The 18,036-nt window shown below is 51.1% G+C and carries 22 protein-coding genes; 7 read left to right on the forward strand and 15 right to left on the reverse strand.

Translation table 11 applies throughout. The features are described 5' to 3' along the window. Positions 1-45: 45 nt before the first annotated feature. From ACTS9Y_RS11510 to ribA, 5 genes are all read right to left on the reverse strand, one after another. Complete coding sequence (locus tag ACTS9Y_RS11510; RefSeq protein WP_442586071.1) at positions 46-261, reverse strand: DUF4287 domain-containing protein; 216 nt, start codon at positions 259-261, stop codon at positions 46-48. A 53-nt stretch (positions 262-314) separates the two neighbouring features. Continuing rightward, entirely contained in the window at positions 315-827 is a 513-nt protein-coding gene (gene sodC / locus ACTS9Y_RS11515) for a superoxide dismutase [Cu-Zn] SodC (protein ID WP_442586072.1), read from the reverse strand. Positions 828-972: 145 nt separating this feature from the next. After that, on the reverse strand, positions 973-1,341 hold the full coding sequence (locus tag ACTS9Y_RS11520) for a MoaF-related domain-containing protein (protein ID WP_442586073.1): 369 nt from the start codon (positions 1,339-1,341) through the stop codon (positions 973-975). A gap of 79 nt (positions 1,342-1,420) precedes the next feature. Beyond that, complete coding sequence (locus tag ACTS9Y_RS11525; RefSeq protein WP_442586074.1) at positions 1,421-2,692, reverse strand: O-acetylhomoserine aminocarboxypropyltransferase/cysteine synthase family protein; 1,272 nt, start codon at positions 2,690-2,692, stop codon at positions 1,421-1,423. 149 nt (positions 2,693-2,841) lie between these two features. Further along, positions 2,842-3,447: a GTP cyclohydrolase II gene (ribA, locus tag ACTS9Y_RS11530; RefSeq protein ID WP_442586075.1), complete on the reverse strand. Its 606-nt coding sequence runs from the start codon at positions 3,445-3,447 to the stop codon at positions 2,842-2,844. A gap of 264 nt (positions 3,448-3,711) precedes the next feature. On the opposite strand from ribA, the gene ACTS9Y_RS11535 reads away from it, so the two are divergent. From ACTS9Y_RS11535 to ACTS9Y_RS11545, 3 genes are read left to right on the forward strand one after another with little or no spacing between them, the layout of a single operon-like run. Beyond that, a complete protein-coding gene (locus ACTS9Y_RS11535; RefSeq protein ID WP_442586944.1) occupies positions 3,712-3,987 on the forward strand; it encodes a PepSY domain-containing protein in 276 nt (91 codons plus the stop codon). Next, positions 3,987-4,667 carry a response regulator transcription factor gene (locus ACTS9Y_RS11540; protein WP_442586076.1) on the forward strand — a complete coding sequence of 227 codons (681 nt, stop codon included), beginning with the start codon at positions 3,987-3,989 and terminating at the stop codon, positions 4,665-4,667. Before ACTS9Y_RS11535 ends, ACTS9Y_RS11540 begins: the two co-directional genes overlap by 1 nt. Then, the gene (locus ACTS9Y_RS11545) at positions 4,664-6,010 is read left to right on the forward strand and encodes a sensor histidine kinase (RefSeq protein ID WP_442586077.1); all 1,347 of its coding nucleotides are present in this window, start codon (positions 4,664-4,666) and stop codon (positions 6,008-6,010) included. The genes ACTS9Y_RS11540 and ACTS9Y_RS11545 overlap by 4 nt, the downstream gene beginning before the upstream one ends. A gap of 51 nt (positions 6,011-6,061) precedes the next feature. Here the strand turns inward: ACTS9Y_RS11545 and ACTS9Y_RS11550 are convergent, their stop codons facing one another. From ACTS9Y_RS11550 to ACTS9Y_RS11565, 4 genes are all read right to left on the reverse strand, one after another. Continuing rightward, entirely contained in the window at positions 6,062-6,400 is a 339-nt protein-coding gene (locus tag ACTS9Y_RS11550) for a PepSY domain-containing protein (protein ID WP_442586078.1), read from the reverse strand. 77 nt (positions 6,401-6,477) lie between these two features. Beyond that, positions 6,478-6,942 (reverse strand): response regulator, encoded by a 465-nt coding sequence (locus tag ACTS9Y_RS11555; RefSeq protein ID WP_442586079.1) that lies wholly within the window; start codon positions 6,940-6,942, stop codon positions 6,478-6,480. 29 nt (positions 6,943-6,971) lie between these two features. Next, complete coding sequence (locus tag ACTS9Y_RS11560) at positions 6,972-8,939, reverse strand: ATP-binding protein (RefSeq protein ID WP_442586945.1); 1,968 nt, start codon at positions 8,937-8,939, stop codon at positions 6,972-6,974. A gap of 8 nt (positions 8,940-8,947) precedes the next feature. Then, the gene (locus ACTS9Y_RS11565; RefSeq protein ID WP_442586080.1) at positions 8,948-9,715 is read right to left on the reverse strand and encodes a LuxR C-terminal-related transcriptional regulator; all 768 of its coding nucleotides are present in this window, start codon (positions 9,713-9,715) and stop codon (positions 8,948-8,950) included. 140 nt (positions 9,716-9,855) lie between these two features. Here ACTS9Y_RS11565 and ACTS9Y_RS11570 point away from each other — a divergent pair, with 140 nt between their 5' ends. The 4 genes from ACTS9Y_RS11570 to ACTS9Y_RS11585 all read left to right on the forward strand — a co-directional run bounded on the left by ACTS9Y_RS11570 (position 9,856) and on the right by ACTS9Y_RS11585 (position 12,940). Next, the gene (locus ACTS9Y_RS11570; RefSeq protein WP_442586081.1) at positions 9,856-10,125 is read left to right on the forward strand and encodes a hypothetical protein; all 270 of its coding nucleotides are present in this window, start codon (positions 9,856-9,858) and stop codon (positions 10,123-10,125) included. Positions 10,126-10,221: 96 nt separating this feature from the next. Next, complete coding sequence (locus ACTS9Y_RS11575; RefSeq protein WP_442586082.1) at positions 10,222-10,512, forward strand: hypothetical protein; 291 nt, start codon at positions 10,222-10,224, stop codon at positions 10,510-10,512. Positions 10,513-10,654: 142 nt separating this feature from the next. Then, complete coding sequence (locus tag ACTS9Y_RS11580; protein ID WP_442586083.1) at positions 10,655-12,241, forward strand: SulP family inorganic anion transporter; 1,587 nt, start codon at positions 10,655-10,657, stop codon at positions 12,239-12,241. 54 nt (positions 12,242-12,295) lie between these two features. Continuing rightward, positions 12,296-12,940 (forward strand): carbonic anhydrase, encoded by a 645-nt coding sequence (locus tag ACTS9Y_RS11585; protein ID WP_442586084.1) that lies wholly within the window; start codon positions 12,296-12,298, stop codon positions 12,938-12,940. Between the two features lie 83 nt (positions 12,941-13,023). Here the strand turns inward: ACTS9Y_RS11585 and fdx are convergent, their stop codons facing one another. From fdx to ACTS9Y_RS11615, 6 genes are all read right to left on the reverse strand, one after another. Beyond that, positions 13,024-13,365: an ISC system 2Fe-2S type ferredoxin gene (fdx, locus tag ACTS9Y_RS11590; protein ID WP_442586085.1), complete on the reverse strand. Its 342-nt coding sequence runs from the start codon at positions 13,363-13,365 to the stop codon at positions 13,024-13,026. A 1-nt stretch (position 13,366) separates the two neighbouring features. Then, positions 13,367-15,256 (reverse strand): Fe-S protein assembly chaperone HscA, encoded by a 1,890-nt coding sequence (gene hscA, locus ACTS9Y_RS11595; protein WP_442586086.1) that lies wholly within the window; start codon positions 15,254-15,256, stop codon positions 13,367-13,369. A gap of 5 nt (positions 15,257-15,261) precedes the next feature. After that, positions 15,262-15,774, reverse strand: coding sequence for a Fe-S protein assembly co-chaperone HscB (hscB, locus tag ACTS9Y_RS11600; RefSeq protein ID WP_442586087.1), 513 nt, complete (start codon positions 15,772-15,774; stop codon positions 15,262-15,264). Positions 15,775-15,864: 90 nt separating this feature from the next. Beyond that, positions 15,865-16,188, reverse strand: coding sequence for an iron-sulfur cluster assembly protein IscA (gene iscA, locus ACTS9Y_RS11605; protein ID WP_379055016.1), 324 nt, complete (start codon positions 16,186-16,188; stop codon positions 15,865-15,867). Position 16,189: 1 nt separating this feature from the next. After that, on the reverse strand, positions 16,190-16,573 hold the full coding sequence (gene iscU / locus ACTS9Y_RS11610; protein WP_379055018.1) for a Fe-S cluster assembly scaffold IscU: 384 nt from the start codon (positions 16,571-16,573) through the stop codon (positions 16,190-16,192). Between the two features lie 237 nt (positions 16,574-16,810). Next, the gene (locus tag ACTS9Y_RS11615; protein WP_442586088.1) at positions 16,811-18,028 is read right to left on the reverse strand and encodes an IscS subfamily cysteine desulfurase; all 1,218 of its coding nucleotides are present in this window, start codon (positions 18,026-18,028) and stop codon (positions 16,811-16,813) included. Between the last annotated feature and the right edge of the window lie 8 nt (positions 18,029-18,036).

The raw sequence follows: 18,036 nt of genomic DNA on the forward strand, positions 1-18,036 counted from the left end.
CTTAAAGTTTAACTCTCAGTACCACTTAAAATCTGATTCTATAGCCTAGGCTTTATTTTTTGCCAGATGGTGCGCCACTAGGGCATTGGCATGACCGTGCCCCAAGCCATGCGCTGATTTAAGCAGCGTTACCAGTTCCATATGTTTGAGGTCGCCCGCGTGGCGCAATATATCAAACCAGTGTTCAACCGGTTGGCCATACTTTTGTTCTATCGACGGAAAGTAGGAAGCAGGGCCTTTGATTTTATCTGCGTCTGACATGCTTTGCCTTGGTTTTAGTGTGAGTCATGCAATGAGATGATCTCTGGTTAGCTTTATTTAATCACGCCACAGGCAAACCGTGCACCGCCACCGCCCAGCGTGGCAGGATGGTCGGAGTGGTTGTCGCCGCCTACATGCACCATCAGCGCACGGCCACTGGCATCACTCAGTTTCAGGCGTGGTGCCAATACCGGTTGAGTGGCAGTGCCATTGGCGTTCACATACAGCGCTGGCAGATCCCCCAGGTGGCCATCGCCCCAGGGTGCATCGTGCTTATTGCGATTGTCAGGGTCATAGTGACCACCGGCAGCACCAGCGGCCGCGACTTTACCATCTTTCTCTTTAGGCTCGCAGCTTGGGTTCTGGTGGATATGAAACCCATGCGTCCCCGCAGGCAAGCCTTGCAGCTCAGGTGTAAACACCAGGCCATATCTGGTTTCAGAAATAGTGACTTTGCCCGCGCTGGCACCTGCCCTTTTTTCATCTACTACATTTAATGGCACTACGATATCTGCCAATGCCGCACTTGAAGCAAGCACCAGGGTAAATGCAATGATACTTTTCATATTTTCTCCTTAAGAGGAAGGTTTATTAGTAGGAAACGTTGGCGCGTATCGTTTTTATTGTGGCTCAAAATCCGGGCAAACAAAAAAACTGTCTGCCAGTCTGATGTCAGCTACACATGAAAAGTTCTTGGCGATCAAGTTTCAGTTATTTCTCGCGCACGATATCGCCAGAGACCACATAGCGTTCTTTACCGTCAATAATCGTAGAGTAAACTTTCAGGGTGTTTAAATTGATGACTTGCGACACGTGGATCCCGGTTTTCTCCACCCAGCTGACAAAGTAAATCTTATCTGCTACTTTCAATCGATCAGGTTTTTCAATGCCATTCGCACCTTTTTCGGGGCCCTGTATGCATTCCCATGACATGGACTTCGCGTGATTGACCGTCACCCGATACACACTGCCACCCTCATATTTGAAGAGGAATTGGCCGATGTATGCGTCTTGCGCAAGCGCCGCGCCGGAAAAAGTGGAAATGAAAAAACTCAGGATGAATAAGCAAAGATACTTCACGTGTTTTCCTATGGCTAAGTGAGTGGGAACAGTATGCCAGATTTGAATTTGCATCAAAGGGGCTAGCTGTTAAAAAACCTTAAACCTTTGCCAGCGCTTGTTCCAGGTCGCTGATCAAATCGTCAATATGCTCAAGGCCAGCCGAAAGTCTGACCAAGTCTTCGCTTACGCCTGCCTTTGCCAGCTCTTCGGGATTGAGTTGTCTGTGCGTGGTGGTGGCCGGGTGGCAGGCCAGGCTTTTGGCATCGCCGATATTGACCAGGCGGGTGAATAATTGCAATGCATCAATAAACCTGGTGCCACCTTCTTTTCCGCCTTGCACGCCAAAAGACAGGATGCCGGACGCCAGGCCATTCAGGTATTTTTTAACTAGCGGGTAATCGCTATGGTCTTCCAGGCCGGCATAGTTGACCCATTTCACTTTCGGGTGCTGTTTCAGGTAATGCGCAATCGCCAGCGCATTGCTGCTGTGCCGTTCCATGCGTAATGATAATGTCTCCAGCCCTTGCAGGATAAGAAAGCTGTTAAACGGGCTGATGGCCGAGCCGGTATTGCGCAAGGGCACCACGCGCGCACGGGCGATAAACGCAGCCGGGCCCAGGGCCTCGACATAGTTGACGCCGTGGTAGCTGGGGTCTGGCGTATTCAGGCTGGGGAAGCGTGCTGCGTGCGCTGCCCACGGGAATTTACCGCTATCCACAATCATGCCGCCTATGGAGTTGCCATGCCCACCTATGTATTTTGTGAGCGAGTGGACGACAATATCTACGCCATGTTCAAACGGTTTTACCAGGATAGGCGTTGCCACGGTATTGTCTACGATCACCGGCACGCCATGTTTGTGCGCGGCTGCGCTGATCGCGGCCAAATCCACTACATTGCCCAGCGGATTGCCTATGGTTTCGGCGAATACCAGTTTGGTGCGGCTATCGATGAGCTTCTCCAGCGAGGACGGGTCGCGGTAATCAAAAAACCGCACCTCAATGCCTTGCTTGGGCAAGGTGTGTGCAAACAGGTTATAAGTGCCGCCATACAGGGTGGAAACCGAGACAATATTGTCGCCGGCTTCGGCAATAGTTTGAATCGCGTAGGTGATGGCGGCCATACCCGAAGCCACTGCCAGGCCGCCTATGCCGCCTTCAAGTTGCGTGATGCGCTCCTCGAGCACTGCGGTGGTCGGGTTCATGATACGCGTGTAAATATTGCCCTGTACTTTGAGGTCAAACAGGTCGGCGCCGTGCTGGGTATTGTCGAATGCGTAAGAAGTGGTCTGGTAGATGGGCACTGCCACGGCTTTGGTGGTGGCTTCTGGCGAGTAGCCGCCATGGATGGAGATGGTTTCAGGTTTCATTTCGCTTGCTCCTTGTTTTGTAGGCGACAAGAAAGCAGTATAAACCTGGCGTTTGATCGCGTTTATAACATTTAATTGAATGCTTATAACTGCAATTGAGGCGGCATGCGCAGCATATAAATCAACCGCGCCCAGCGCGTTTGCGCGGGTTATCCCATCAGGTCAGGAATAATATGACCGAGCTTGATGGATTTGGTTTGCAGGTATTTGAGGTTTTCAGCCGTAGGTTCTGTCAGCAAGGGCACTTGCTGATGCACGGTGACGCCCAGCGCTTCCAGGGCAGACTTTTTACCCAGGTTATTGGTCAGTAGGCGTACAGAATTGATCTCAAAAAAAGCCAGCATTTCAGAAGCGGCTTCATAGCTGCGGCTATCAACCGGCAGCCCGAGCGCTTCATTGGCTTCTACCGTATCCAGCCCTTGATCCTGCAAGGCATAAGCGCGCATTTTATTGCTCAGGCCTATGCCGCGGCCCTCGTGGTTTTTCAGGTATAACACCAGCCCGTGGCCGTGTTCCTGGATGAGTCGTTGGGCATGGTGTAGTTGCTCGCCGCAATCACAACGGGTAGAAGAAAACACATCCCCGGTCAGGCATTCGGAATGCACACGTACCAGCGGATTCTGTGAACGCGTGATGTCGCCGCAGGTCAGTGCAATATGTTCAACGTTGGTACGGTTGTCCTGGAACACGTGCAGATCAAAATCACCATACTGCGTAGGCAGCTTGGCGCTGGAACTATGGGTAAGGAATTGCATGTTTTTAACTGGTGGAATCGTTTCAATCTTCAATGCGTTATTGTAACGTTTACATGCATGTTCGTATGTATTTTTTGCTGTAAAAACGTGACTGCCAGAAACACAGAATAGCCGGACGCATATGACTATTCAGCTTGATTTAATCTTATTGCTGTTACACTTTTAGCCAATATGCATGCTGACTATCAGAGCTCGAGGAGTGATATGCACAAGTTTTTGACCATCTCCCGCATGGTGATGATGGCGGGTTTAGTGGTGTTGAGTATGGTTGTAGGCGGCTGGTTGCTGCCACAGGCCGGCTCGGGAGAGAGCCCGGCCAGCGCCGGGCAGCTTTCTGCCAAAGGCCAGATTTTAAGCCTGGAGAAGATATCCAAACTGGCGAAGGCTCACAAACCTGGCGAAATCCTGGAGGTGGAACTTGAAAAAAAACATGGGCGCTACCTGTATGAGGTGGAGATCCTCGACACGCGTAGCCAGGTGTGGGAACTGAAGCTGGACGCCAGAACCGGCCAGCTGCTCAAAATGGAACTGGATGACTGATGCGCTTGCTGCTGGCGGAAGATGATGCTTTGCTGGGCGCCAATGTGCAACAGGCCCTGAAAGCGGCCGGGTACGCCAGCGACTGGTTTCAGCAGGGCAATGAAGCCAGAGTCCAGGGCAGTCTGGAACCGTATGATGTGGCTATCCTTGACCTTGGCTTGCCGGGGCTAAGCGGCCTGCAAATACTGCAAGCCTGGCGTGCGGAAGGGCTGAGCATGCCGGTGATTGTACTGACTGCCCGCAGTAGCTGGCAGGAAAAAGTAGAAGCTTTTAACCTGGGTGCCGATGACTATGTCACCAAACCTTTTCATATCGAGGAGCTGTTGGCGCGTATCAGTGCCGTACATAAACGTAGCATAGGCCTGGTTAGTGGTGACCTTGCCATGGAAGGTTTGCGGCTGGATGAGCATACGCAAACGGTCTGGCAGGGCGCTGAATCTTACGCATTAACCGGGACCGAGTTCCGCCTGTTGCGCTATCTCATGCTGCATCCGGGGCAGATACTCTCCAAAAGTGAGCTTACCGAGCATGTGTATGCCTATGATGCAGATAAAGACAGCAATGTGATCGAAGTGTACGTGAACCGCTTGCGGCAGAAGATCGGTGTCGACAAGATCCAGACCAGACGCGGGCAAGGCTATGTATTCGGCAACGCTGCTGCTGAAAGTCATTCATCATGAAATCGCTACGCAGACAGCTGACACTGGGCCTGACGCTCAGCCTGGTCGGGCTGCTCACGTTGCAGTGGGCAGTGGTGACCTTTACCATAGACCACCTGGTGCAGTCGCAGATGACAGAGCGCATGCAGCAAGAGGCAGAAGGCCTGCTGGCGGGCGTGACGATCAACAGCCGCGGCCAGCCAGTGGTAGAACAGCGCTTGATCACCAGTGGCTACCAGCGACCTTTTTCCGGCCGCTATTTTGTGGTGATGACGGATGAAGCGCATAAGCTCCAGTCACGTTCCGCCTGGGATGTCACCTTGCCCGTGACGCAGCTGGCGGTGGGCGAACAGCAAGTGACGCGCATCACCGGCCCTGAAGACCAGCCTTTGCTGTTTTTAGGGCACGGCTACCGTAAACAGCAGCACAATATCACCATCTATATCGCTGAAAGCCTGTTCGAGTTGCAGCATAGTTTGCGGGTGTTTCATGGTATTTATGGCGCATTATCCCTGTTAGGGCTGCTGGCATTGTTAGCCTTGCAGCGCTGGATCGTGCTGAATAGCTTAAACCCGCTACATGAGATCAAAGACAATCTGGCGCGCGTTGCTAGCGGCGAGTTGCAGCAGATCAATGCCAATGGCCCGGCAGAGGTGATGCCATTGGTCAATGAATTCAACCGCATCCTGAAAAGTGCCAGCCAGAAAACCAAGCGTTCGCGCCTGTCGATCGGCAATCTTGCCCACGCACTTAAAACCCGGCTGGCGCATTTGAATCTGCTATTTGATAGCGACGCCAGGATAGGCATCTCGCAACTGCGAGCGTCGATGAAAGTCTGCGCAGAAGAAATCCACCAGGATGTAGAACGTGAGCTCAAGCGCGCCCGGCTCATGGGGGATGTGTATACCAGCCAGCAGACCGACCTCGAAATAGAAGTGCCGAAACTAGTGGCGACCCTGCAAAAGATCTATAGTGAAAAGCAGGTGGCTTTTGCCTGGCAGCACACTGCGCAGACCAAGCTGATGATAGACAGGGAAGACATGCTGGAACTGCTGGGTAATGTACTGGATAACGCGTTTAAATGGTGTCGTGGCCAGGTGCAGTTGAATATACAGGTACAACTGAATACTTCCGGACAGCGTGACATTCAAATCGTGGTGGAAGATGACGGCCCGGGCAGTAGCGCGCCAGCACTGGAAACACTGCTGCAACGCGGCATGCGCATGGATGAATCCAAACCGGGCAGTGGTTTGGGTCTGGCCATCGTGCAGGATATTGTGCAGCATTATCATGGCAGCATTGCGCTGGACCATTCTGCACGGCTGGGTGGTTTGCGTATTCAATTAAGCCTGATGCCTGCATGACACAGGCATCAGGTCAGCCGCTGACCCAAGATTGAACCCAGCCGCCAAGGCTTAAAACCAGTCGCGGTTAATGCTATTCACCTTGCCGGTTTTCGCATCGATATAGACTTCCCATTCCGCGCCATTGGCATCGACGATCTCCACTTCGTAATCGTAGCCAGATTTGAATTTACGGCGTTCCAGTTCGACTTCTTTCACCACGCCAGGTTTAGCTGCCAGGGCTTTGGCTTGTGCCTCTTCCCACGAAATAAAGCCGAACGCTTTTGCCATTTCGGTCATTTTCTGAATATCGTCGCCATCATCGTCTGCCATGGCAGGTTGGCTTGCCAGTATGCCGCAAAGCAGGCTGAGCATCAGGACGCGGCTGGATGTTTGAATAAAGTTGTTCATCGTGATCTCCAAATTAAAGGGGTTGAATGATCACGATAGTCTGTGTGCCTTAATTCACGCTGAATTTTGCAGGGGGTTTAAGGTGTTTGCGTATTCATGCCTGGTAAATGCAGATTGGGTTGGTGCATTTTGAGCTGATTAAACAGCCAGCGTGTTTCCAGCAGGTTCCACACCCGCAGCATGGCTTCCATATGGTCAAACGGCTTGGTCAGGAAATCTTTGGCGCCCAATGCCAGTGCCTTGCGGCGGGTAGCGATGGTGGCGTCAGCGGTCAATACCAATACAGGCAAGAAATCATGCGGGCCGACATGGTGAGAGAGCTGGTCCAGTACGGCAAAACCATCCAGCACCGGCATCATCAAATCCAGCAGGATCAGGTCTGGCAGGAAGGCATTGACCAGGTCCATGGTTTTGGTCGGGTCAGTAGTGCTGATGACCTGCTCAAAGCCTTCTTTGGTCAGCAGCTCTTCCAGCAAGCGCAGGTTGGCTTCGGCATCATCGATGATCAGGATTTTGGAGGCGCGCAATTGTTCTATGTTCATAGCGTTCAATACTTATGGTTGTTCAATATTCATGGTGTCGGTTCAGGCAGTATTTTTAGCAGTAGCTGGTTAAAAGTGGCAACGTTTAACGGCTTGGTAAAGTAATGGGTGATGCCGAGTGCATTGAGGCGTTGCATGGTTTCAGGCAAGGCATCGGCGCTCAAAATCACCAGCGGGACATCGCGCAGGTTATCGCGGGTAGACTGGATATGTTGAATCAGCGATTCACCGGAGCCGTCCGGCAGGTTTAAATCCAGCAACAGCATATCCGGCGTCATGTCGCGCAGCCAGACCATGCTTTCTTGCAGGCTGGCGGCAATGTGCAGCTTGATATGGCGATGTTTGGTCATGATGGCTTGCATCAATGCCTGGTTGCTCGGGTTATCTTCCACGTACAGGATATGGCGTTTACGGGAGGATGTGGTGACTGAGCCCTGCACATTAAGCTCAGTGGCAGACTCTGGCGATGCCTGTGCCTGCAGTTCATCCTCGCAGGCTGGCAGGCTGAACCAGAACATGCTTTGATCTTCAGCCACGCCAATCTGCCCGCCCATGGCGTCCATCAACTGTTTGCTGAGAACCAGCCCCAGCCCGGTGCCTTCGGTCACTGTGCGTTCTGCGCCCAGGCGGTCAAATGGCGTAAACAGGCGTGAGCGCAGTTCCCCCGGAATGCCTTTGCCCTGATCAAGCACTTCGACGCGGATCTGGCCATGCTGGCGATAGGCGCTGACTTTAACTGATGTGTTTTCAGGGCCATATTTCAGCGCATTTGCCAGCAGATTCAAAATCACTTGCAACAGACGTTGGCGGTCGGCACGCACTTTCAACCCAGGTTCAAAAAGGGTTTCCATGCTCATGTCGCGTACTTTTTCCAGCGGTTTGAGATAGTGGTAGGCTTCTTCCAGCAAAGGGTTGAGCGCGATGACTTCCATAGACATGCCGATATCGCCGCTCTCGATACGCGAAATATCCAGCACCTCGTTAATGAGTTTGAGCAGATGTTGGCCGGCATTATGGATCAGGGTCGCGCTGTCTTTCTGGCGGCCGTCAGGCAGATCATTTTCCAGAATCTGCGCAAAGCCTAGAATCGCATTGAGCGGGGTGCGCAGTTCGTGGCTGGTGCGCGACAGGAAGTTACTTTTGGCGGCACTGGCTTCTTCGGCCTCGACGCGCGCCAGGTGGGCTTCCTGCGCACTTTTCTTCAGTAATTGTGATGCATGTTCCAGTTCCATGGTCAGCTCGCCGAGCTCGTCCTGGCTGATGCTGGGCAGTGCCAGTGGCTCGCTTTTGACCAGGTGGATGGCGCTGTCGCGTATGGTCCTCACGCGTGCGACGATGGTTTGTGTGAACACCCATACGCCTATCAGCGAGCCACATACACCGGCAATCACCGCCATCAGAGTGATGCGCAAGTTACGCTTGCGCTCATAAATGACTTCGTTTTTATCCTGGTCGACGATACGTGACTCGCGCAAACTCATCTGGTCCAGATGCGTACGGAGCTGATTCAGCGCTGCGCCCTGTGAGCTGAATTTGCGTATCAGTTCTTCATTCGCTTCCTTCTCGGTATTGCTGGCCAGCGCGGCCAGGTCGTTGAGGTTTTTTTGTACCAGCGGGTGTATTACCAATAGCAGTTTCTGCTGTGCCTGGTCATCCAGCCGCAGTTCCAGCGAAGTGAGCAGCTGTGGCATGGCCTGTTTGGCGCTTTCATAACCGGACAAGAACTGGTGATTGCCGGTCAGCAGGTAATCACGCACGCCGGTGGAGGCTTCCAGCAATTGCGTTTGCAGGGTTTGAATGTCTTGCTGGATCTGCAAGGCATTTTGCACGCGTCGCTCGAGCAAGGCTGCCTGTTGTTCACTTTCAAAGATCAGGGCCAGGGAAGCCAGCAACACGGTCAGTGGCAGGGTATTTAAGATAATGCCCTTGATGGTCAACGGCGCATCCTGCCAACGCTGGTTCAAGTAACTGAATGCTTTTAAATGACGGAAAGCCATATCAGTGATCACAATCCATCGCTTTTAAATCCGGCTTCCACCGCTTTGACAGCGGCTTGTGTGCGGTCATTCAGGTCCAGCTTGCTGAGGATGCGTTCAATGTGGATTTTAACCGTGCCGGGAGAGATGCCGAGCTTGCTGGCTAGCAAGGCATTGCTGGCGCCAGAAGGCAATAAAGCGAATACTTCGCGCTCGCGCGGCGTGAGTTTTTGCACATAACTGTCATCCACCACACTGGTGGCCTGGGCCTGGCCATACAAGGAAAAACCCAGCATGCCGCACAGACTATACAGAATCTGCAAACTGCTATGGCTTAAAGGGTTGCCGGTAACCAGCGCCAGTAAGCCGACTGCACGTTGCTGGCAGGCGATAGGCAGGTGATAGGAATGCAGATTGACATCTATTGGGGTAGGCAGTGTCCATAAGCTGGGCACATAGTGGGTATGTACTTCAAATCGGATAGGTTCTTTCAACCATTGACCCAATGCACCAAGCATGGGGATGCGCGCACCGACAGGAAAGCTCTTGCCACGCTGGGCCAGTATTTTTAATGCGCCACCGTGCTGCTGGCTGATCAGGCCATGCTGGGCACCAAATTGCAGGCAAATTTCATCCAGCAACCATTGCAACAGTTCGGTAGACCAGCCGGAAACGAATAATTGCTGGCCGAATTTTTCAAACAGTTTGTCCTGCGCCATTTGCGCCTGGCTTTGTTTCAGGGTGCTACGCAGGGCAAACGCGCTCTCGGCTTCTGGGGTGGGGCTGTCATTCGGCATATGCCGTTAAGTATATACCGAACTACCTATATCGGTAGATTTTTTGTTGTCATGCACGGTGCAAAATGCAAACCATGATGAATCAGTTAAAACCCAACCGAACAATGAGTGTCCAACAAACAATGAAAAGGAGTAACAACATGCGTAACGTATATGCTGCAGTAGTAATGGTATTTGGTCTGGTAGCTGTGTTGCCAGTACATGCACAGGATGAAGAAGTGGCTGTGGAATCTAAAGTGCATCATCAACAATTTTTGAGCAAGCGTCCTTATCAGGCACCAGTCGTGGTGGCGAATAAGGCCGATGCTGAACAAGGCTGGGTCGGTGCTTCTATGACTGCCGGCCAGGAACAGAAAGAAAAACACCTGCAATTGCTGAGAATGCATTCTATCGGTAAACGCCCGCTGTAGTCAGAGTCGCGTAAGGTTGCTGGCAGATAATGCTGCCAGGCCTTATGTAGGATGCATGAAGGCTGCGTGACGGATTAAATGATAAAGGAGTATGAAATGAGTAAATTATTATTGGTAGTATTGGTTTCATTCGGTTTGTTAGCGAATGTTCATGCAGATGAAACACAAACGCAGGATAATGATGTACGTACCTTGCATCACAAAAACTTCAGCAGCCAGCGTCCATACAGTAAAACACCGGTCGCTAAACAGCAAAATGCTGAAGATAAATGGGAAGGCGCAGGTATCGTGACTGACAAACCAGACAAAGGCTTTGATAAGCACCAGCAACTGCGTTTAAACTTTATTGGCAAGCGTCCATACGTTGCTGATACGCCTAGAGACTAAGTGCGAACTGAGTATTGTGTTTAAGTTCTAATCACCCCGCATGCGTGCGGGGTTTTGTGTATGTGGCGTAATTAGAAAATTTAATTATAATTAACGATAATAATATAATAAATAATTGTTTCATTTGTGAAGGAAAAACACTATGTCCGCTGCATCATCAAGGTCGAATTTTTTCGACCTGTTTAAGCATTTTAACCGGGATCTACCGGCTTCAATTGTTGTGTTCTTTGTCGCACTCCCGCTTTGCCTGGGGATTGCACTTGCTTCTGGTGCTCCATTATTCTCAGGCGTGATCGCAGGCATCGTCGGCGGTATCGTGGTTGGCCTGGCCAGTGGCTCACAACTGGGTGTCAGTGGTCCGGCTGCTGGTTTGGCCGTGATCGTGATGGCTGCGATCGGCAACCTTGGTTCTTATGAAGTGTTTTTAGCTGCCGTGGTGTTGGCGGGTGTGTTCCAGTTTTTACTGGGTCAGTTCAAGGCCGGATTTATCGCCTATTTTGTGCCTTCTTCGGTAATTACCGGCATGCTGACCGGTATCGGCTTACTGATCATCCTGAAACAGATCCCACATGCCTTCGGTTACGACGCTGATTACGAAGGCGATGAGTCCTTTGATGCGTTTGATGGGCACAATACCTTCAGCGATATTTTGCAAGCATGGGACTTGTTGACGCCAGGGGCTGTGTTAATCGCCGCGGTGTCTTTCGCAATCCTGATTCTGTGGGATACCGTATTAACCAAAAAACACAGGATCTTTCAGTTGCTGCAAGGCCCGATTGTAGTAGTATTGGTCGGGATATTGTTCAATATTGCCTTTATGCGCGGCTGGTTAAATTTCACGCTGGCTGAAGATCAGATTGTACGATTGCCGGTAGCAGGTAGCCTGGGTGAATTCACCAGCTTCTTTACCCACCCTGATTTCAGCCAGATTGCAAATCCTGCAGTGATTAAAACAGCCTTGGTGATGGCGATTGTCGCCAGCCTGGAAACATTGTTATGTGTAGAGGCAACCGATAAGCTGGACGTCTTGAAACGCGTGACGCCGACCAACCGTGAGCTTAAAGCGCAAGGCCTGGGTAATGTCGTTTCTGGTTTGATTGGTGGGTTGCCCGTCACCCAGGTGATCGTGCGCAGTAGTGCCAATATCACTTTTGGCGCGCAAACTAAAATATCCGCCATTTTGCATGGCTTCTGGTTGCTGCTCAGCGCGATTACCATTGCCAGTTTCCTGAACCTGATCCCGCTTGCCAGCCTGGCGACTATCCTGATCATGGTGGGTTACAAATTGGCTAAACCCAGTTTGTTCAAACAGCTTTACGCCTTGGGTTGGGAACAGTTTATCCCGTTTATTGTCACTATCGTCGCCATTGTCTTTACTGATCTGCTGACCGGGATAGGCCTGGGTTTAGTGGTCGCGATCTTTTTTACTTTGCATCACAGCTATCGCAACTCGCACTACATCAAGCAGACCCGCACCACTAAAGATGGGCAGGATGTGTACGAACTGGCGTTGGCAGAAGAAGTGTCTTTCTTTAACAAGGCCAGCATTCTGGAAGTGCTGGAAGCCATTCCACCCAACAGTAAAGTCATCATCGATTGCACTAACAGCAAAGCGATTGCCTATGATGTGGTGGAGTTTATCCATGGCTATCAGCAGCACGCCAAGCTGAAAAATATTACGGTAGAAACGATCGCCTTCAACCCGCCCAAGCATTTGCTGGGGCATTAATGAAAAGCAGGGCCTTGCGCCCTGCAAATACAATAATTTATTAGAGGATATAGCATGTATAAACACCCCTTACTGGACCGTGAAAATATGACGCCGCGCGAGGCGCTGGATATCTTGATAGAAGGTAACCGTCGTTTTACTTCAGATATCGAGGAAGAAAAGGATTTCAAGGCGCTGATTCAGATCACTAAAGACAAACAGCATCCGTTTGCCTCTTTCCTCAGTTGCAGTGATTCGCGCGCACCGGTCGAGTTGTTATTCGATCAGGCACTAGGTGATATTTTCAGTGTGCGCCTGGCAGGTAACATTGCGTCAGACAAAGCCATGGGCAGCCTGGAATTCGCCAGCAAATACCTGGGCAGCAAATTGATTGTGGTGATGGGGCATACTTCCTGTGGCGCAGTCAAAGCTGCGTGTGATGACTTTAAAGATGGCCATATCGGTGAAATCATCAACCTGATCAAACCTGCGATCCGTCATGAAAAAACGGTGGCTGACCCGGCACAACGTAATTCCAAAAATCCTGATTTTGTGGAAAAGATCAATGAATTAAGCGTCAGGTACCAGATAGATACGATTATCCGCAGCAGCGATATCGTGGATGACATGATACAAAGCAAGCAAATTGCGATTGTTGGTGCGATCTATGATATTTCGACAGGTAAGGTGAACTTCCTGGATGATACGTATGTAGGCTAATGACTACGTGCTTGGCGACTAAGCAGAATGAGTCACTCAGCACTACCAAACAAAAAAGCCGATGTTGACATCGGCTTTTTTGATTATTGATGGCCTTCTTTGGCCAGGTTAATACTGTATTTGGGGATTTCCACCGTCACATCGGCCTCTTGCAAAATGGCCTGGCACGAGAGCCGTGAGAAAGGCTGTAAGCCCCAGGCACGGTCCAGCATATCCTCTTCGTCTTCCTCGATCTCGTTCAGGGTTTTAAACCCTTCGCGCACGACTACATGGCAAGTGGTACAGGCACAGACACCGCCGCAGGCACTATCAATATCAATATCATGATTGTGTAGTGCATCACAAATAGAGGTCCCTTTTTCTGCTTCGATCACAGCGCCTTTCGGGCAAAGTTCAGCATGCGGGAGAATAGTGATTTTAGGCATATTACAGTTCCAAAGAGTCCAGGTTTTTACCCGCGAGGGCTTTTTGTACAGACACATCCATGCGTTTGGCAGCAAAGTTTTCTGTCGCATGGTTCAATGCTTCAGTGCCTTGTTTAATGGCCAGGCTATCCGTGCCCTGGCACAAGGTGTGCAAGGCGTCCAGGTGCGCTTGTATGGTGTCACGTTCGTCTTGTTCGAGTAAGGTCGCGCCGTCTTCAGCCAGGGCAGCCTGAATCGCTTCGATCAGGCGTTGCGCATCGACCGTCGCTTCACGCAGCATACGCGCTGCTTTGTCACTTTCGGCCGCACCAAATGAATCTTTCAGCATGCTGGTGATCTGGTCTTCGTTCAGGCCATAAGATGGCTTGACGGTGATATTGGCTTCTACACCGCTGGCTTGCTCGCGTGCACTCACGGAAAGCAGGCCGTCAGCATCGACTTGAAAGGTCACCCGGATACGTGCAGCGCCCGCGGCCATGGCCGGAATGCCACGCAACTCAAAGCGGGCCAGCGATCGACAGTCGGCTACCAGTTCACGTTCGCCTTGTACCACTTGTATCGCCATCGCAGTCTGGCCATCTTTATAGGTGGTGAAATCCTGCGCACGTGCAATCGGTAAAGTCGAGTTACGAGGAATGACTTTTTCTACCAGCCCACCCATGGTTTCCAGGCCCAATGACAAGGGGGTGACATCCAGTAGCAATAAATCTTCGTCACTACGATTACCAGCCAGCACATTGGCCTGAATGGCAGCGCCCAGTGCGACCACTTTGTCAGGGTCCAGGTTGGTCAGCGGTTCCTGCTGGAAGAACGCCTGCACCGCATGGCGGATATGCGGCATACGCGTCGCACCACCTACCAGCACGACTCCGTTGATTTCTTCCATACTCAAACCAGCATCGCGCATGGCTTTGCGGGTTGGGCTTAAAGTCTTGCTGACCAGGTTTTCGGTCAAGCTGATAAATTGGTTTACTGTCAGCGTTTCATCCACCAGTGCGCCATTGCTGAGTTTGCACAAGATATTCGCTTCATGGTTATCGGTCAGCCATTCTTTTGCCTGGCGTGATTTGGTCAACAGCAAGCGCGTGTCGGCTTCAGTCAGTGGCTTGAAATCTGTCGTTTTACTGCGCACCTGGTCCAGTACCCAGCAATAGATGCGGTGATCGAAATCATCGCCGCCGAGTGCGGAATCACCATTGGTCGCCAATACTTCAAAGATGCCTTTGCTCAGGCGCAGGATCGAGATATCAAAGGTGCCACCGCCCAGGTCATAAATCACATAAATACCTTCAGCGGCATTATCCAGGCCATAGGCGACTGCGGCGGCGGTTGGCTCATTCAATAAGCGCAATACGTTCAGGCCAGCTAGCCTAGCGGCATCTTTGGTGGCCTGGCGTTGGGCATCGTCAAAATAGGCAGGCACGGTCACAACCACGCCGGTGAGTTCACCACCCAGCGCTTTCTCGGCGCGGATTTTTAATGTTTTCAATATGTCAGCGGAGATTTCGACCGGGCTTTTAAGGCCAGCGCGGGTTTTCAGTTCCAGTATGCCTTCAGACGTTGCATTTTCGACAAAGTGATAGGGAATATGCGCACGGTCGGTGATATCGTTTAAGGCACGTCCCATAAAGCGTTTGACAGAGACGATGGTATTGACCGGGTCCAGGCTTTGCGCTGCTTGCGCCTCATGGCCGACAATCACGGCATCCGCCAGATAACGCACCACGGAAGGCAGCAAAGCATGGCCATGTTCATCATGTAATACTGTGCTCATGCCACTGCGTACCGTCGCCACCAGCGAGTTGGTGGTACCTAGATCAATACCCACAGCCAGTTTGTGCTGGTGTGGGGCAGGGGACATGCCTGGTTCTGAAATCTGTAATAACGCCATGAAACTTAATCTTCCAACTGAGCGATCAATGCATTCACATCTTCGCTCACTTTATCAATAAACTGCAGTTTGCGGACTGTCTTGGCTGCTTCGGCAGGTGCCTGGGTGATTTCATCTGCCACTTGCTGTTGCAAGGCAGCGGCCTGTGACTTCATTTCTTTCAGCAGTGCATCCAGCGCGGCGATATCTTTGGCAGATCTGGCATCATCCATCGCTTCACGCCATTCCATCTGCGCCATCAGGAAATCAGCAGGCATGGCGGTATTGTTCTCTTCGTCGGTGGCGACGCCAGCGAGCTGTAATAGGTATCTCGCCCGCGCGGTCGGCTGTTTAAGCGTTCGGTAAGCCTCATTTGCCAGTGTGGCTTGTTGCATGGACTGCATGCGCGCAGCCGGTGAGGCATTCACAAATTTATCCGGATGCACTTCAGCCAGCAAGGTGCGGTAATTAGCATCCAGCGTTGCTGGTTCAATATTGAACTGCTGCGGGAGCTGAAATAAGGCGAAATAATTTTGCATGGTTAGCAGCAAAAACAAAAAAGAGGATGCAAAATCTACCTAACGGTCAACCAGAGTGAGTAAGGTGGTTGAAGCAAATCATTCTCCGGCCTAAACCGTGAATGACTCGCCGCAGCCACACTCATCTTTCACATTCGGGTTGTTAAACTTGAACCCTTCGTTTAAGCCTTCTTTGGTGAAATCCAGCTCGGTACCATCGATATACACCAGGCTTTTCGGGTCTACAATCACTTTCACCCCATAGCTTTCAAACATGCTGTCTTCAGGTTGCATGTCATCGACAAATTCCAGCGTGTAAGCCATGCCGGAACAGCCGGTGGTTTTCACGCCCAGGCGCAGACCAATCCCTTTGCCACGGTTGGCCAGGAATTTCTCTACGCGTTGAGCCGCAGTTTCTGTCAGGGTAATCGCCATCTTATTTGCCTTGTTTGGATTTCAGGTCAGCAATGGCAGATTTAATCGCATCTTCTGCCAGTACAGAGCAGTGGATCTTCACTGGCGGCAGGGCCAATTCTTCAGCAATCGCTGAATTCTTGATTTCCTGCGCCTGGTCCAGCGTCTTGCCTTTTAGCCATTCTGTGACCAGTGAGCTAGAAGCAATCGCTGAGCCGCAACCATAAGTCTTGAACTTGGCATCTTCAATCACGCCAGCTGTGTTGACCTTGATTTGCAGTTTCATCACGTCACCACAAGCAGGCGCGCCCACCATGCCGGTGCCTACTGTAGGATCATTTTTATCCAGGGAACCAACGTTACGTGGATTTTCGTAGTGGTCCAAAACTTTATCGCTATATGCCATCTCTATACTCCTCGAAAATTAAAATGCTTCACAAACTCTGCGTTGGATCGGTTTGCCGTACTAAACATACTGTCTGCGCCTCACCGCCTTGATTTTGTTTCGCCTTTTAATTTTTAGTTAAACTTCCATTCTTTAAAAAATTGAAGATTTGACTGTCTGGCAAGGCAGAGGGTAGCGCCGTTTAGTTTTTCTAAACAAGCTATCCGACTACGCCACCAGGCGGTCAAAGATCAATTTTTAATGCTCTGCCCATTCTACTTTGGACAGATCAATGCCGTCTTTAAACATCTCCCACAATGGAGAGAGTTCACGCAACTTGTCGATCTTGCTTTTCAGCAGGTCTATCGTGTAATCCACATCGGCTTCAGTGGTAAAACGGCCAATGCTGAAACGGATAGAGCTGTGTGCCAGTTCATCTGAACGGCCCAGTGCGCGCAGTACATAGCTTGGTTCCAGGCTGGCTGAAGTACATGCAGAGCCGGAAGAAACTGCAATGCCTTTAATCGCCATAATCAGTGATTCACCTTCAACAAAGTTGAAGCTGACGTTCAGGTTATGCGGCACGCGATGATCCAGGTCGCCGTTTACATAAGTTTCTTCGATATCCAGCAGGCCGTGAAGCAAGCGGTCACGCAAGATGCGGATACGTTCATTCTCACTTGCCATTTCTTCACGTGCGATGCGGAAGGCTTCGCCCATGCCCGCGATCTGGTGTGTGGCCAGTGTGCCGGAACGCATGCCGCGCTCATGGCCGCCACCGTGCATTTGCGCCTCGATGCGGATACGTGGTTTACGACGCACATACAATGCACCAACGCCTTTAGGGCCGTAGGTTTTATGCGCTGAGAAGCTCATTAAATCGACTGGCAGTTTTTCCAGGTCGATTACGACTTTACCGGTCGCTTGTGCCGCATCCACATGAAAAATCACATTGTTTTCACGGCAAATATTGCCCAGTGCTTCAATATCCTGAATGACACCGATTTCGTTGTTGACCAGCATGATGGAAGCCAGCACGGTATCCGGGCGAATGGCTGCCTTGAAGGTCTCGATATTAATCAGGCCATCTGCTTCTGGTTGCAGATAAGTCGCTTCGTAACCTTCGCGTTCTAATTCGCGGAAGGTGTCCAGCACAGCTTTATGTTCAGTTGCCGCCGTGATGATGTGCTTGCCTTTGCCCTCTGCATAAAAGTGCGCCGCACCTTTAATGGCCAGGTTGTTCGATTCTGTCGCACCTGAGGTCCACACGATTTCACGTGGATCGGCATTCACCAGTTTGGCCACTTCTTCACGTGCGTCCTCAACTGCTTTTTCAGCAGTCCAACCGTATGGATGGCTGCGTGAAGCAGGATTGCCATAATCTTCAGTCAAAAAAGGGATCATTTTTTGCGCAACACGCGGGTCTACCGGTGTGGTCGCAGAGTAATCCAGGTAAATCGGCTTTCTATCAGACATGTTTCAGC

This window comes from Methylophilus sp. (genome assembly GCF_052173275.1).
In the GTDB taxonomy this organism is placed as follows: domain Bacteria; phylum Pseudomonadota; class Gammaproteobacteria; order Burkholderiales; family Methylophilaceae; genus Methylophilus.

Coding starts and splice junctions, on each gene's coding strand:
- ACTS9Y_RS11510 (WP_442586071.1), bottom strand. CDS start 261: ATGTCAGACGCAGATAAAATCAAAGGCCCTGCTTCCTACTTTCCGTCG.
- sodC (WP_442586072.1), bottom strand. CDS start 827: ATGAAAAGTATCATTGCATTTACCCTGGTGCTTGCTTCAAGTGCGGCA.
- ACTS9Y_RS11525 (WP_442586074.1), bottom strand. CDS start 2,692: ATGAAACCTGAAACCATCTCCATCCATGGCGGCTACTCGCCAGAAGCC.
- ribA (WP_442586075.1), bottom strand. CDS start 3,447: ATGCAATTCCTTACCCATAGTTCCAGCGCCAAGCTGCCTACGCAGTAT.
- ACTS9Y_RS11535 (WP_442586944.1), top strand. CDS start 3,712: ATGGTTGTAGGCGGCTGGTTGCTGCCACAGGCCGGCTCGGGAGAGAGC.
- ACTS9Y_RS11540 (WP_442586076.1), top strand. CDS start 3,987: ATGCGCTTGCTGCTGGCGGAAGATGATGCTTTGCTGGGCGCCAATGTG.
- ACTS9Y_RS11545 (WP_442586077.1), top strand. CDS start 4,664: ATGAAATCGCTACGCAGACAGCTGACACTGGGCCTGACGCTCAGCCTG.
- ACTS9Y_RS11550 (WP_442586078.1), bottom strand. CDS start 6,400: ATGAACAACTTTATTCAAACATCCAGCCGCGTCCTGATGCTCAGCCTG.
- ACTS9Y_RS11555 (WP_442586079.1), bottom strand. CDS start 6,942: ATGAACATAGAACAATTGCGCGCCTCCAAAATCCTGATCATCGATGAT.
- ACTS9Y_RS11560 (WP_442586945.1), bottom strand. CDS start 8,939: ATGGCTTTCCGTCATTTAAAAGCATTCAGTTACTTGAACCAGCGTTGG.
- ACTS9Y_RS11565 (WP_442586080.1), bottom strand. CDS start 9,715: ATGCCGAATGACAGCCCCACCCCAGAAGCCGAGAGCGCGTTTGCCCTG.
- ACTS9Y_RS11570 (WP_442586081.1), top strand. CDS start 9,856: ATGCGTAACGTATATGCTGCAGTAGTAATGGTATTTGGTCTGGTAGCT.
- ACTS9Y_RS11575 (WP_442586082.1), top strand. CDS start 10,222: ATGAGTAAATTATTATTGGTAGTATTGGTTTCATTCGGTTTGTTAGCG.
- ACTS9Y_RS11580 (WP_442586083.1), top strand. CDS start 10,655: ATGTCCGCTGCATCATCAAGGTCGAATTTTTTCGACCTGTTTAAGCAT.
- ACTS9Y_RS11585 (WP_442586084.1), top strand. CDS start 12,296: ATGTATAAACACCCCTTACTGGACCGTGAAAATATGACGCCGCGCGAG.
- fdx (WP_442586085.1), bottom strand. CDS start 13,365: ATGCCTAAAATCACTATTCTCCCGCATGCTGAACTTTGCCCGAAAGGC.
- hscA (WP_442586086.1), bottom strand. CDS start 15,256: ATGGCGTTATTACAGATTTCAGAACCAGGCATGTCCCCTGCCCCACAC.
- hscB (WP_442586087.1), bottom strand. CDS start 15,774: ATGCAAAATTATTTCGCCTTATTTCAGCTCCCGCAGCAGTTCAATATT.
- iscA (WP_379055016.1), bottom strand. CDS start 16,188: ATGGCGATTACCCTGACAGAAACTGCGGCTCAACGCGTAGAGAAATTC.
- iscU (WP_379055018.1), bottom strand. CDS start 16,573: ATGGCATATAGCGATAAAGTTTTGGACCACTACGAAAATCCACGTAAC.
- ACTS9Y_RS11615 (WP_442586088.1), bottom strand. CDS start 18,028: ATGTCTGATAGAAAGCCGATTTACCTGGATTACTCTGCGACCACACCG.